This is a genomic window from Paraburkholderia sp. IW21 (genome assembly GCF_041321145.1).
In the GTDB taxonomy this organism is placed as follows: Bacteria; Pseudomonadota; Gammaproteobacteria; order Burkholderiales; family Burkholderiaceae; genus Paraburkholderia.
Genome location: NZ_JBGGWA010000006.1, coordinates 430,151 through 442,993 on the forward strand (window position 1 = coordinate 430,151; position 12,843 = coordinate 442,993).

General features: G+C 61.5%; 11 protein-coding genes, 1 tRNA gene and 1 rRNA gene. 4 read left to right on the top strand and 9 right to left on the bottom strand.

Annotation, left to right across the window (positions count from 1 at the left end; genetic code table 11):
* Window positions 1-43: 43 nt before the first annotated feature.
* The 3 genes from selD to ACAX43_RS17635 all read left to right on the top strand — a co-directional run bounded on the left by selD (window position 44) and on the right by ACAX43_RS17635 (window position 3,392).
* On the top strand, window positions 44-1,108 hold the full coding sequence (gene selD, locus ACAX43_RS17625; RefSeq protein ID WP_370709686.1) for a selenide, water dikinase SelD: 1,065 nt from the start codon (window positions 44-46) through the stop codon (window positions 1,106-1,108).
* A 129-nt stretch (window positions 1,109-1,237) separates the two neighbouring features.
* Entirely contained in the window at window positions 1,238-2,305 is a 1,068-nt protein-coding gene (mnmH, locus tag ACAX43_RS17630; protein WP_370709687.1) for a tRNA 2-selenouridine(34) synthase MnmH, read from the top strand.
* Window positions 2,306-2,336: 31 nt separating this feature from the next.
* Window positions 2,337-3,392, top strand: a complete 1,056-nt coding sequence (locus ACAX43_RS17635) for a permease (protein ID WP_370709688.1) — start codon at window positions 2,337-2,339, stop codon at window positions 3,390-3,392.
* Window positions 3,393-3,594: 202 nt separating this feature from the next.
* On the opposite strand, the gene ACAX43_RS17640 is transcribed toward ACAX43_RS17635, so the two are convergent.
* The 8 genes from ACAX43_RS17640 to ACAX43_RS17675 all read right to left on the bottom strand — a co-directional run bounded on the left by ACAX43_RS17640 (window position 3,595) and on the right by ACAX43_RS17675 (window position 11,218).
* Window positions 3,595-3,671: transfer RNA gene (locus ACAX43_RS17640), tRNA-Val, on the bottom strand.
* Between the two features lie 99 nt (window positions 3,672-3,770).
* Window positions 3,771-5,252: a M81 family metallopeptidase gene (locus tag ACAX43_RS17645; protein WP_370709689.1), complete on the bottom strand. Its 1,482-nt coding sequence runs from the start codon at window positions 5,250-5,252 to the stop codon at window positions 3,771-3,773.
* The gene (locus tag ACAX43_RS17650) at window positions 5,249-6,529 is read right to left on the bottom strand and encodes a Zn-dependent hydrolase (protein ID WP_370709690.1); all 1,281 of its coding nucleotides are present in this window, start codon (window positions 6,527-6,529) and stop codon (window positions 5,249-5,251) included. The genes ACAX43_RS17645 and ACAX43_RS17650 overlap by 4 nt, the downstream gene beginning before the upstream one ends.
* Before the next feature lie 33 nt (window positions 6,530-6,562).
* The gene (locus tag ACAX43_RS17655) at window positions 6,563-7,264 is read right to left on the bottom strand and encodes an ABC transporter ATP-binding protein (protein ID WP_370709691.1); all 702 of its coding nucleotides are present in this window, start codon (window positions 7,262-7,264) and stop codon (window positions 6,563-6,565) included.
* Window positions 7,261-8,028 (bottom strand): ABC transporter ATP-binding protein, encoded by a 768-nt coding sequence (locus ACAX43_RS17660; RefSeq protein ID WP_370709692.1) that lies wholly within the window; start codon window positions 8,026-8,028, stop codon window positions 7,261-7,263. The genes ACAX43_RS17655 and ACAX43_RS17660 overlap by 4 nt, the downstream gene beginning before the upstream one ends.
* Complete coding sequence (locus ACAX43_RS17665; protein WP_370709693.1) at window positions 8,025-9,068, bottom strand: branched-chain amino acid ABC transporter permease; 1,044 nt, start codon at window positions 9,066-9,068, stop codon at window positions 8,025-8,027. The genes ACAX43_RS17660 and ACAX43_RS17665 overlap by 4 nt, the downstream gene beginning before the upstream one ends.
* A complete protein-coding gene (locus ACAX43_RS17670; RefSeq protein WP_370709694.1) occupies window positions 9,065-9,925 on the bottom strand; it encodes a branched-chain amino acid ABC transporter permease in 861 nt (286 codons plus the stop codon). Before ACAX43_RS17670 ends, ACAX43_RS17665 begins: the two co-directional genes overlap by 4 nt.
* A gap of 84 nt (window positions 9,926-10,009) precedes the next feature.
* Complete coding sequence (locus tag ACAX43_RS17675) at window positions 10,010-11,218, bottom strand: ABC transporter substrate-binding protein (protein WP_370709695.1); 1,209 nt, start codon at window positions 11,216-11,218, stop codon at window positions 10,010-10,012.
* Window positions 11,219-11,494: 276 nt separating this feature from the next.
* On the opposite strand from ACAX43_RS17675, the gene ACAX43_RS17680 reads away from it, so the two are divergent.
* The gene (locus ACAX43_RS17680) at window positions 11,495-12,340 is read left to right on the top strand and encodes a FadR/GntR family transcriptional regulator (RefSeq protein WP_370709696.1); all 846 of its coding nucleotides are present in this window, start codon (window positions 11,495-11,497) and stop codon (window positions 12,338-12,340) included.
* A 389-nt stretch (window positions 12,341-12,729) separates the two neighbouring features.
* Here the strand turns inward: ACAX43_RS17680 and rrf are convergent.
* A 5S ribosomal RNA gene (gene rrf, locus ACAX43_RS17685) occupies window positions 12,730-12,842 on the bottom strand.
* Window position 12,843 lies beyond the last annotated feature (1 nt).

Genomic DNA, 12,843 nt, shown 5'->3' on the forward strand with positions numbered 1-12,843 from the left:
AACCATCATAATGCGGTCATTCGAAGCCCGAAACCGCGCCACCATGACCGACACCCAAGCAAACGCAAGCCATTCGCCCCGCCTGACCAGTCTGTCGCACGGCGGAGGCTGCGGCTGCAAGATCGCCCCCGGCCTGCTCGCCGATCTGCTCAAACGCAGCGCGCCGCTGCCATTCTTTCCCGACCTGCTGGTCGGCAACGATACCGCCGACGATGCCGCCGTCTACAGGCTCAACGACGAGCAGGCAATCGTTGCCACCACCGACTTCTTCATGCCGATCGTCGACGACCCGTTCGACTTCGGCCGCATTGCCGCGACCAATGCGCTGTCCGATGTCTACGCCATGGGCGGCAAGCCGATCATGGCGCTGGCGATCGTCGGCATGCCGATCAATGTGTTGCCGCACGACGTGATCGCGGCGGTGCTGAAGGGGGGCGAGTCCGTATGCGCTGAAGCCGGCATTCCGCTCGCAGGTGGCCATTCGATCGATTCGGTGGAACCCATTTACGGCCTCGTCGCGATCGGCGTGGTCGATCCGAAACGCGTCAAGCGCAATGCGGGCGCACAGGCGGGCGACGTGCTGATTCTCGGCAAACCGCTGGGCGTGGGCGTGCTGTCGGCAGCGCTGAAAAAAGACCGCCTCGATTCAAACGGCTATGCCGCGATGATCGCGGCCACTACGAAGCTCAATCGGCCGGGCGCCGAACTGGCCAAGCTCGACGGCGTGCATGCCCTCACCGATATCACCGGTTTTGGCCTGCTGGGCCACACACTGGAATTGGCCCGCGGCTCGAATCTGACTGCCCGCGTGCGCTATGCGGATTTGCCTTGGCTGCCCGACGTGGTCGGCTTCGTGGAGGCAGGCATTTTTACCGGTGCTTCGGGCCGCAACTGGGACGCGTACGGCAAGGACATCGTGCTGCCGTCCTCATTGCCGCCGACGGCGCGCATGCTGCTCACCGACCCGCAAACCTCGGGCGGCCTGCTGGTTTCGTGCGCGCCGGAAGCGGTCGACGAGGTTCTCGCCCTGTTCCGTGCCGACGGTTTTGACGAGGCGCGCGTGATCGGGGAAATGGTCAGCGGAGAACGGCGAGTCGACGTTTTCTGAGCTGCAAGCGAGTTTTAAGGGTGAGGCAAGGCGGGAGTCTGGGAAGGGGGCAGAGCGCCTCCCCAGCCGGCATTTACGGCGCATGCGATAATTTCGCTCCTCCCCGCCGGTCTGTTTCGTCCGTAACCCTTGAAAAATCTTCTCGTCAGCCTCGATCAAGCCGGTGATTTCGATGAAATCATCGATGTACGCACGCCTCTCGAGTTTGCCGACGACCACATTCCGGGCGCGCTCAACGCGCCTGTGCTGAGCAACGAAGAGCGTGTTCTGGTCGGTACCACTTACAAACAGGTCTCGCCGTTCGAAGGCACGCGGATAGGCGCGGCGCTGGTTGCGCGCAACATCGCGCACCACCTGGAAACGACCTTTGCCGACCGGCCGCGTAATTGGCGGCCGTTGATCTACTGCTGGCGCGGCGGGAAACGTTCAGGTTCGGTCACCACGCTCTTCAATATGATCGGCTGGCAGGCACGTCAGCTGGACGGCGGTTATAAAGGCTACCGGCGCGCGACGCTGGACACCCTCTGCTCGTTGCCGAAGAAGTTCAACTACATCGCGCTGGTGGGCCCGACAGGCAGCGGCAAGACGCGCCTGCTCGAAGCGCTGAATCAGGCGGGTGCGCAAACGCTGGACCTCGAAGCACTGGCTGTCCATCGCGGCTCACTGCTGGGTGCGTGGGCGGGCATTGCGCAGCCGTCGCAAAAGCGCTTCGACACGCTGCTGGTCGCCGCCCTGCGCGCATTCGATCCCAGGCGGCCGGTGTTCGTCGAAGCGGAGAGCCGGCGCATCGGTTCAATTACGCTGCCGCTCGCGCTTATCGATACGTTTCACCAGGGCGCCTGCGTCGAAGTGTTGTCGAGCCACGAAGACCGCGCGGCATTCCTGCTACACGACTATGCGCATCTGTTCGACGATCCCGAATCGCTGAAAGCGCAACTGCAAAAGATGATCGGTTTGCATAGCCGCGAACGTGTCACGGGCTGGCAACAGCTCGTCGATGACAATAGCCGCGCCGAGCTTGCCCGCGAACTGATCGAACGGCACTATGATCCGGCGTATGCGCGCAGCAGCCACCAGCATTTCGTCAATCTGCCGCGCGCGCTGCAAATGAATTTCCGGCCAAACGACGCCGATGTCGTGGAACAGGCAAAGGCCCTCCTTGCTCAACTCGATAACAGCGCGCTCGCCGTCATCTGATCCAAAAAACCTAACGTCAAGACCTTCCATCATGCAATCAACCCTTCGGCAGCCCCGTGTCGCCCTTGGCTGGATCGTGTTTCTGCTGATCGCCGTCGTCGGCCTCTTCTATGTGAAGTGGTTCCCGTACTACAACCGCGCCTTCGTCGCCGCGAGCCAGCATTCCATCGGCAAGTCGATTCTGATGGGCACGTCGTCGAGCGCGCCGGCGGCGTCGTGGCAGGCAGCCATCGATTACGCGCTGGCCTACGGCAAGGCAATCTGGCAAGCCATGGTGCTCGGCCTTCTGCTGGGCTCGGCGGTGCAGGCGCTGATTCCGCCGCAGTGGGTCGCACGCGCGCTCGGCCGGACCGATTTCAGCAGCGTGGTAAAGGGCGGCCTGATGTCGTTGCCGGGCATGATGTGCACGTGCTGCGCGGCGCCGGTCGTGGCCGGCTTGCGCGCCCGTCAGGCGGCACCGGGCGCGGCGATCGCGTTCTGGCTGGGCAATACCGCGCTGAATCCGGCTACGCTGATCTTCATGGGCTTCGTGCTCGGCTGGCAATGGATGGGCTTACGGCTCGCGCTGGGCCTCGTGATGGTGTTCGGCCTCGGCTATCTGGTGAACCGGATGGTCACGCCGAAGGAAGCCGAAGCATCGCGCGAAGCCATCGCGCAACTCGTCACCGCCGACGAGCCAGGCACCGCATTTACGCGCTGGGTGAAAATTCTCGGAACGATGACGCTGCGGTTGATTCCCGAATACATCGTGCTGGTGCTGATTCTCGGTGCGGCGCGGACGTGGCTGTTTCCGCATATCGGCCCGGATATCGACAACAGCCTGTTGTGGATCGTCGCTTTGGCGATCGCCGGAACATTGTTCGTGATTCCGACTGCCGGCGAAGTACCGATCATTCAGGCCATGCTTGCCTTCGGCATGGCGGCCGGGCCCGCCGGCGCGTTGCTGATGACGCTGCCGCTGATCAGCGTGCCGTCGATGGCCATGCTCGGCCGCTCGTTTCCGAGGCGCGTGCTGACCATGGTGACTTTGGCCGTGGTTGTCTGCGGGGTGGTAAGTGGCTTATTGGCGGTCGCTTTCGGGTTTTAAAGCATGAGCGAAAACACAGCGACATGCGGTAACCGTGAACACGCGAAGGCATCGGCGAACGAGCCAGGCCCGTGGCGAATTACAGGCATACGGGAGCGGGAGACTGACAAGACAGCCGCACAATAACGATGTGCGCCGATGTGATACGAGAACATGACGGTAGCCGAAAGCGGAACCGCTTTCGGCTACGTCACTGATGCGTTGGTAGGCTCGATTGGATTCGAACCAACGACCCCCACCATGTCAAGGTGGTGCTCTAACCAACTGAGCTACGAGCCTTTAGAGGCGCGAATTATAGAGACTCTGCGCGCGCAGCACAAGACCAATACGGCACTTATATTCACGAGCGCGCGGCATTCGGTTCGCAGCTCAATTCGTCTAGCTCCACTCGGTCTGCGTATCCAGCGGATAAACCGGTCGCCTCACCTGCTCGAACGCGAACAGCCCATAGTCCGAACTTGTCACGCCATGGCTATCGCACTCCACGAGTGCCGCGGCAATCGGCACAAAGACCGGGCGACAGTACATGCGCGATTTGAGCAACAGGAAACGCGCGCGGCGCGGGTCGATGCCGACGCTCTCGAATACGCCGAGGTCCCACGGTTCGTGCGTACGCTCGGTCATCACGAGCTTTACCGTGCCGGTGTCGAGCACAGCAGCGCGGCCCATGAACGCACGCTGGCCTGTATAGGTCGGGCCGCTGATCACGTACTCGCCATCAGTCAGCGCGCGCACTACGCCGGTCACCGCAACCGGCGGCCGCGAGGTCAGAGCGCGGCTTGCGACCTTGTTGCCTATTGTCACCGTCACCGTGCTGCCGACGCCCGCCGCCATCAGTGCCGCGACGGCTTGCGGATCGCACAACGGGCCGCTGACGACCCCTTCGAGCTTTTGCTTGAGCGCTTCTTCGAGCAGATCCATCGTGTCGCACGTACCGCCCGACATGCAATTGTCGCCGTGATCGAGCAATAACACCGGCTTGTCCGCGCCCTGTGCGAGCGCTGCCGCCCGCGCGACCGACTCCGCAAGCGGCGCGCTGCGATAAACGAAATCTTCGCGCTCGTTCCAGATCTGGCGCGCGATGCGCTCCGCCACCGCTTCCGCCTGCGCACGCTCGCCGTTGCCCACCACGACCACACTGATGCACGGCGCCTCGATATCGGCCAGCGAGAAGCCTGACAGCACCGACACGGCGAGCATGCCATCGGCTTCGGCCGCGCGCGCGGCGTCCACGGCACGTTTCATCGCGCCTTCGGCAGTTGCGCTGCGCAGCGTATGCGTGAGCAGCGGCGGCCGGCGCCATGCGATCACCGGCTTCGCCTTGCCATGGACAAGATCGAACATCAGACGCGCTGCATGCGCGCCAGTCTCGTACATATCGACGTGCGGATAGGTTTTGAAGCTGACGATCACGTCGGCGTTGTCGATCATCTTCTGCGTGACATTGCCGTGCAGATCGAGTGCGACCGCGATCGGTGCATTGGGAAGCGCCGCGCGCACGCGTTCGAGCAGATCACCTTCGCCGTCGCTCGAATTCTCGGCGACCATCGCGCCGTGCAGGTCGAGCATTACCGCATCGCATCCTGTTGCGGCCGCAACGATCGCGGCGCAGATCGTGTCGTAAGCAGTGGCCTCGACGGGTCCGCTCGGATTCGCCGAGGCCGAAATCGGCGTCACGATCACGGCATGCTCGCGCTCGGCTGCATCGATGAACGCGGCCATTGCAGTCTGCATGCCCTTGTTCTCGTTGAAGGCGTCTTCACCATAGCTCGGGCCATGACGCCCGAACGCTGCAAGCGGCGTGGCCACCGGCGAGAACGTATTCGTCTCGTGATTCATCCGTGCGATCAGGATCTTCATGCCGGGGTGCTCCCGCCCGTTTGCGCGGCGTTCAGCATCGCCTGCAATAGCACGTTGCAACCGGCTTCCAGGTGATCTGCACGCGCATCTTCGATTTCGTTGTGGCTGATGCCGTCTTTGCACGGCACAAAGATCATCGCTGCGGGCGCGACGCGCGCGAGATAGACGGCGTCATGGCCCGCGCCGCTGATGACGTCCATCGACGAGAAGCCAAGCGTGTCCGCGCCCTGCTGTACCGCGGCAACCAGTTCCGCGGCGAACGGCTGGGGCGGGAAATACACCACTTGTTCGATGTCCACGGTAATGCCGGCCTTTTCACCCGCCGTCGAGCACGCGGCGCGCAATGCGATATCCATCGCGGTGAGTGTGGCATCGTCGGCGGCACGCAGATCGGCCGTGAGTGTCACCCGGCCTGGAATCACGTTGCGCGAATTCGGATGCACGTCGACCCAGCCCACCGTGCCGCGTCCATGCGGCCCGTGATCGAGGGCAATGCGATTCACCGCATGAATCAGGTCCGCGGCGACGAGCAGCGCATCACGGCGCAATTGCATGGGCGTAGGACCCGCATGCGCTTCCATGCCGTGCACCGTGACGTCGTACCAGCGTTGGCCTAAAGCGCCTTGTACGACACCGATCGTCGTGTCATGCGCCTCCAGCACCGGCCCTTGTTCGATATGCGCTTCGAAATATGCGCCGACCGCATGGGGCTTCCCGCTCTCCCCAACGTAACCGATTGCCGCCAGCGCGTCACGTACCGACACACCCTCTCGATCGCGCTGTTCGAGCGCATGCTCCAGCGTGAACGCACCGGCGAATACGCCGGAACCCATCATCACCGGCACGAAGCGCGAGCCCTCTTCATTGGTCCACACCGCGACCTCAAGCGGCGCGAGCGTTGGTACGTTGGCATCGGACAGCGTGCGCAATACTTCGAGGCCCGCCAGCACGCCGTAATTGCCGTCGAATTTGCCGCCCGTGGGCTGCGTATCGATGTGGCTGCCGGTCATCACCGGCGGCAGGTCGTCACGCAAACCCGCGCGACGCGCGAAGATGTTGCCGATCGCGTCGATCCGCACGCTGCAGCCGATCTCCTTAGCCCATGCGATAAAGAGGTCGCGCGCCTTGCGGTCCAACTCGGTCAACGCGAGCCGGCACACACCGCCCTTGTCCGTCGCGCCGATTTGCGCGAGTTGCATGAGACTGTCCCAGAGCCGCGCGCCGTCGACACGCAGATCAGCGAGCGTCCCGACGGTTGTTGATTCATGAACTTGCATCGATGCTTCCTCGTATTGAAGACAGAGTGCGCGTCAGACGACGCCGACGCCCAGATAGCGGTCCTTGATCGAATCGTCCGCAGCGAACGAAGCGTTGTCGCCTTCATAGACGATCACGCCCTGTTCGATGATGTAGTGGCGCTCCGCGAGTTGCGTGCAAACTTCGAGGTTCTGCTCGACCAGCAGAATCGCGACGCCTGTTTCGCGGATCAGTTTGAGTTGCGCGACGATTTCTTCGACGATCACCGGCGCGAGACCTTCAACCGGTTCGTCAAGCATCAACAGCCGCGGATGATTCATTAGCGCGCGGCCGATGGCCAGCATCTGCTGTTCGCCGCCGGAGAGTTGCGCGCCACCGTTCGTGCGCCGTTCTTTCAGGCGCGGGAAAATGCGGTAGATGTCGTCGAGCTGCCACGGCGAATCCTTGCGGGCGCCGAGCCGCAGGTTTTCTTCGACAGTCAGCAGACGGAAGACGCCGCGATGCTCAGGCACAAAGCACACGCCCCGCGAGGCGATCTTGTACGGCGGCATGCCGCCGATCGCCGCGCCGTTGAACGTCACCGTGCCGCGCTGCGGCGCGACGACGCCGGCAATCGCCTTGAGCGTAGTCGATTTACCTGCGCCGTTACGGCCCAGCAGCGTGACCGTTTCGCCTTCATTGATTTGCAGGGACACGCCTTGCAGGATGTGACTCTTGCCATAGAAGCCGTGTATCTGCTGCACGTCGAGAATCATGCGCGGCCTCCGGTGATCATGTTGCCGAGATAGGCGCTGCGCACACGCTCGTCGCCTCGGATAGCGTCCGGGCGCCCTTCCACCAACACGCGCCCTTGCTGCATGACAGTGATGGTGTCGGAAATGTCCATCACGATGCCCATGTTGTGCTCGATCAGCACGACCGTGTAATCGTCACGCAGGCCGCGGATCAGTTGCTTCATGTCGTCGAGATCGTCGATGCCCATACCCGAAGTCGGCTCATCCAGAAAGATCGCCTTGGGCCGCGCAGCGAGCGCCATGCCGACTTCGAGCCGCCGCTGCTGGCCGTGCGACAGCGCGCCCGCCAGGACTTCGCTGAAACGCTGCAGCGCGAGACGTTCCAGCACACTGTCGACGGTGTCGCCCTGTGTGAGCGCGCCATGCGGCGGTGTCCACGCGTTCAACGCACGTACCGCGTCGACACCTTGCGCGGCGAGCCGCAGATTTTCGCGCACGCTCAGATTGGCGAACAGACTTGTTACCTGGAACGAACGCGCAATGCCGCGGCGTACGCGCTTATGGTCAGGCTCATGCGTCACGTCATGGCCATCGAAGACGATTTTTCCTTCGGTGATCGGCAACGTTCCCGTCAACACGTGAAAGAGCGTTGTCTTGCCCGCACCATTCGGGCCGATCACCGAATGCACGGTACGCGGCATGATGCGTAGATTGACTTCGGAGAGCGCCGTGAATTTGCCGTAGCGTTTTACTACGCCGCTCGCTTGCAGAATCGCTTCGCTCATACGCGCTCCCTGGCAGCATCGTCGGATGGGTTGCGCCGCAGCGCTTGCCAGATGCGCTCGCCCAACCCCCACAGCCCGCGCTGCATGAACAGGCTGACCGCGATCAACACCATGCCGAGCAGTAACAGCCAGCGCGGCCATAGCGTAGAAAGCCAATCGGCGAACAACACATAGAACGCGGCGCCCAGCACCGACGCGAACAGATTGCCCGTGCCGCCTATCACCGTCATCACGAAGATCATCTCGCTCGTGTGGTAATCGATGTTGGAGAGCGGTGCGATGCCGGTCATGAGTGCATGCAACGCACCGGCGAGACCCGTTACGGCACCGGAAATCACGAACGCCATGAGCTTGAAGCGTTTGACGTCGTAGCCGACTGCGGCTGCACGCGCTTCGTTGTCGCGAATGGCCAGCAACGTACGGCCGAATACCGAGTGCGACACACGCATCAGCAGCCAGAAAACCACCAGAAACAGCACCGCGACGAAACCGTAGTACTGCCACGGCGAAGTCAACGGCACGAGTGTTTTGCCGAACAGCCCCAACGCCGGCCGTGGAATGTCGAGCAAGCCGTTGTCGCCGCCCGTGAGGTCGGGCGTCGTGTAGGCGAGGAAGTAAAACAGTTGCCCGAATGCGAGCGTCAACATGACGAAGTACGTGCCGCGTTGGCGGATCGAAAACCAGCCGACCAGCACTGCGGCAGCCGCACCGATCACGATCGCGGCAAGCAGCGCCATGGGTACGGGCAACGCCGTTTTGGTGAGAACCAGGCCCGCGCAATAGCTGCCGAGTCCGAAAAAAATACCCTGCCCGAAGGAGAGCAAGCCTGTGTGGCCAAGCAATAGATTGCAACCGAGTGCGGCGAGAGCGAACACCAGCACTTCGGTGGCAAGCGATCCGGAACGCAGCGTCAGCGGCAATACGCACACAACCAGCAAAGCAAGCAACAGGAAACGATAGCGATACAGCGAGTGCTTCAGGCTCCGTTCAGTCGGCTGAGACGACGCGCTTTGCACAATCGGCTTCGAGGTTTCGATCATGCCGCTCTCCCGAGCAAGCCGTTCGGCCGTAGCAACAACACAGCAGCCATCGCGACATAGATCATCAGCCGCGCGCCTTCCGGCCACAAGGTACTCATCACGCTCTGCACGATCCCGATCAGCAGTCCACCCACGAGCGCGCCCAGAAAGTTGCCCATCCCGCCGACCACCACTACCACGAACGCGACGCTGAGCGCTTCGATGCCCATGAACGGATCGACGCCGCGAATCGGCGCGGCAAGCACACCGGCCAAAGCGGCGGTGGCGGCGCCGAGCGCGAACACCAGGCTGAAAACCCGCGAGACGTTGATGCCGAGCAACGACACCATTTCGGTCGATTCGCTGCCGGCGCGCACGGCACTCCCTAGTCGTGTCCCTTCCAGCACCCACCATAACAGCGCGGCCAGGACGACCGTGAAGCCGATCACGAACAGCCGGTACTTCGGATAAACGAAACTGCCCCAGATCACCACGCCATTCAGCATGTCGGGAACCGGCACGTTGTCGCCGAGCGGGCCCCAGATCAGGATCGCGCATTCCTGCACGACCAGCGCGAGGCCGACCGTCACGAGAATATGAAACTCATGCTGTTGCGCATAGACGTGCCGCAAGACCAGCTTTTCGACGACCCACGCGAGCGCGCCGACCGCGATCGGCACGACCACCAGTGCAGTCCAGAAATTCATCGACCACTGCATTGCCTGATAGCAGAAATACGCGCCGAGCAGATAGAACGCGCCGTGCGCGAAATTCACGAAGCGCAGCAGGCCGAATACGATCGACAGCCCCACCGCGAGCAGGAAATACAGCATTCCCACTCCGATGCCGTTGACGATCTGCAAGAGATAAACGTTCATGGCGTCCGTCTAAAGGGTGTGGCGATCGGGTGTGGCGATCGGGTGTGGCTATAAGCGTGCCGCGCTGCGTTCGGCACGGATGCATCAAGCCATCTTGCAGCCAGTTTTATCGAGCGGCAGAAACGATTGACCGGAACTCACGATATCCGCGTAGTCGTCCGCGCTCTTCATCTTGCTCTTTGCCTTGCCCTTCAATAGATAGTAGTTCTTCAGTACCTGGTGGTCGCCCTTGCGGACTTCCTCCGGTCCGGTCAAACCATCATATTTCATGCCTTCCAGCACTGCGACCACCTTCTTCGGATCGACATTGCCGGCTTTCACGATACCGTCGAGCAGAATCTTGGTGCAGATGTACGAGCCCGCGAGGCTGTAGTTGGGATTCGCCTTGAATGCGGCCCTGCTGCGTTTGACGAGATCGCGATTGAGCGGGGAATCGATGTCGTGCCAATACTGCGCACCAAAATAGACGCCTTCGCACAGGTCTGCACCGAGCGATTCGAACTGCTCGAGGCCCGACGCCCAGGCGATCAGAATCGTGCAATTGTTCTTCATGCCGAAGCTCACCGCCTGACGCAACGTATCGGACGATTGCGAACCGAAGTTGAGAATCAGCAGGACGTCAGGCTTCGCGGCGACGGCGTTCGTCAGATAGCCGCTGAATTCCTTCTCATTGAGCGAGTGGTAGCTGTTGCCCACGTGCTCGACGCCCTTCTCCTTGAAAATCGCCTTGGCTGCCGACAACAAACCGTCGCCGAAAACGTATTGCGGCGTGATGGTGTACCAGCGTTTTGCTTTGGGCAGCATTTGCATCAACGGGCGCACCGTCTGCTCGATCGCACCGTAGGTCGGCACGGACCAGCGGAACGTCGCGTCGTTGCAGTCCTTGCCGGTGATTTCGTCCGCCCCTGCCGTGGTGATGAAAACGCCGTCGGCTTTCTGGATTTCCTTGCCCATCGCCAGTGCTTCGGAGGACAGAATACCGCCGGCAAAGAAGCGCGCATTCTTCTGTTGCGCGATTTCCTGCACACGACGCACGGCGGTGGCGGGTTTGCCTTCCGTATCGAGCACCGTGTAGGCGAGCGGCTCGCCGAGTACCTTGCCGTACTGCTCGATTGCGAGCTTCATGCCGAGATCGGCGTACTTGCCGTTCGCGGCGAACGGGCCCGACATCGGCACCGGACAGGCAAATTGCAAAGTGCCGGCCTGCGCGAACGCGCTACGTGCGACCAACGAGCCCAACGTCCCCGGAACGGCCGACAACGCGGCCAGCTTCAACATATTTCGGCGATTCAAAATGACGCTCCTTAAGAAAGAGACACGCACTGACCGACTGCGAAACTGAAAGACTGCGCGAACGACTGCGAAAGCTTGCTGGCCGCAGTGAAGTTTTCCACCACACCGGCTTTGTTCTATTTATCATGATAAATAGGTTGGACTCGATCGTAGGTACAATAAATTCGAGTGTCAATAAGGCAAAATTCCTGGCGGCAGCGAGACACCCTTCCGTATCGTTGCGAAGCGGGGCCGACTGATGACAGAGCGTGCAGGACACAATTGGGAGCATCAAAAATGGCCATGGATCGCGCCAAGGCTGGCGCCGCAATTGAGATCAAGCAGCAAAAGCGCGGCGATCTGGTCGCCGAGGAGATCAAGCGGCTCATCACGGAGAAGGACTTGAAACCGGGTGACCGCCTGCCGCGCGAGGTGGAACTGCAGCAACTCTTTTCAGTGAGCAAGAGCACGATTCGCGAGGCGCTGAAGTCGCTCGAGGTGCAAGGTCTTATCAAGGTGACTACCGGCCCGAGCGGCGGCGGCATGGTGGTGGAAGTGCCGCTTGACCGCACATTACAGCTCTTGCAGAACTACCTGTTCTTCAAGGATGTATCGATCGATGACATTTACACCGTGCGCAAATTGCTGGAGCCGGAGTTGGCGGCGGGTGCGGTGCCGCATTTGACGGAGCAGGATTTCGAGGCGCTCGATGCGAGCATTGCGTGCTGCGATCGGCCGGCGGCGTCACACGGGGGGCAGGACATAGTGCGGCAACGTCAGGAAGACGTAAATTTTCATGACATTCTCGCGGCAGCCAATCCGAATCCGTTCCTGCGCTTCAGTTGCGAACTGATCAACGAGATGATCCGGCAATTGATCGAGTTTCGTAACGACACGCCGCAGGCCGAACACGAGCGCTTCGGTCTCGCCAACGTGAAAATTCACAAAGCGATCACGAAGGCAGCGCGCGAACGTGACGTGGAAAAGGTGCGCGAATTGATGGTGGTCCACATGACTGAAGCACCGCGCTATGTGAAGCGAATGAAGGGCAAACTGCGCGGCCGCCTGATTCTCGATTCGGAGATTCGCCGGCGCGTACGGGCGCGCAGCGTGGCGCCGGTTGATGAGGCGGAAGAGGAGTGAACAGCACGCGGCGGAGGCAAGCCGCCTCGCGTTTTGCTGACTAACCGACATCAAACCATTCCCTCGAAAGCGATCCAGAAACTGGAAGCGTGCCGTGCCTTCTTCGGGTCCAGCCTGCCTGGATGACGGCGCGGAGAGCGGCGTGGTTTGACTGCTGCCCTCCCACGCTGCGGCCATTGCGGAAGGGCGGCTCCATTCAGTTCCCGGCAGCGGCGAAGCGCGCCCTTTTTGGCGTCACCGATGCCAGCGAACGACTCGATCGCTTTCCGGGGGATATTTCGGAGTTTGTATACGCGACGGCTTCCCGGATTTTTTTCGTTACAGCTTCCGGCTGCCGTAAACGCAGAAACCCCACCTTTGAGGGGTGGGGTTTCTGGCCATGCAGGGGAGCCTGACGATTACCTACTTTCACACGGGAATCCGCACTATCATCGGCGTGGAGTCGTTTCACGGTCCTGTTCGGGATGGGAAGGGGTGGGACCGACTCGCTATGGTCATCAGGC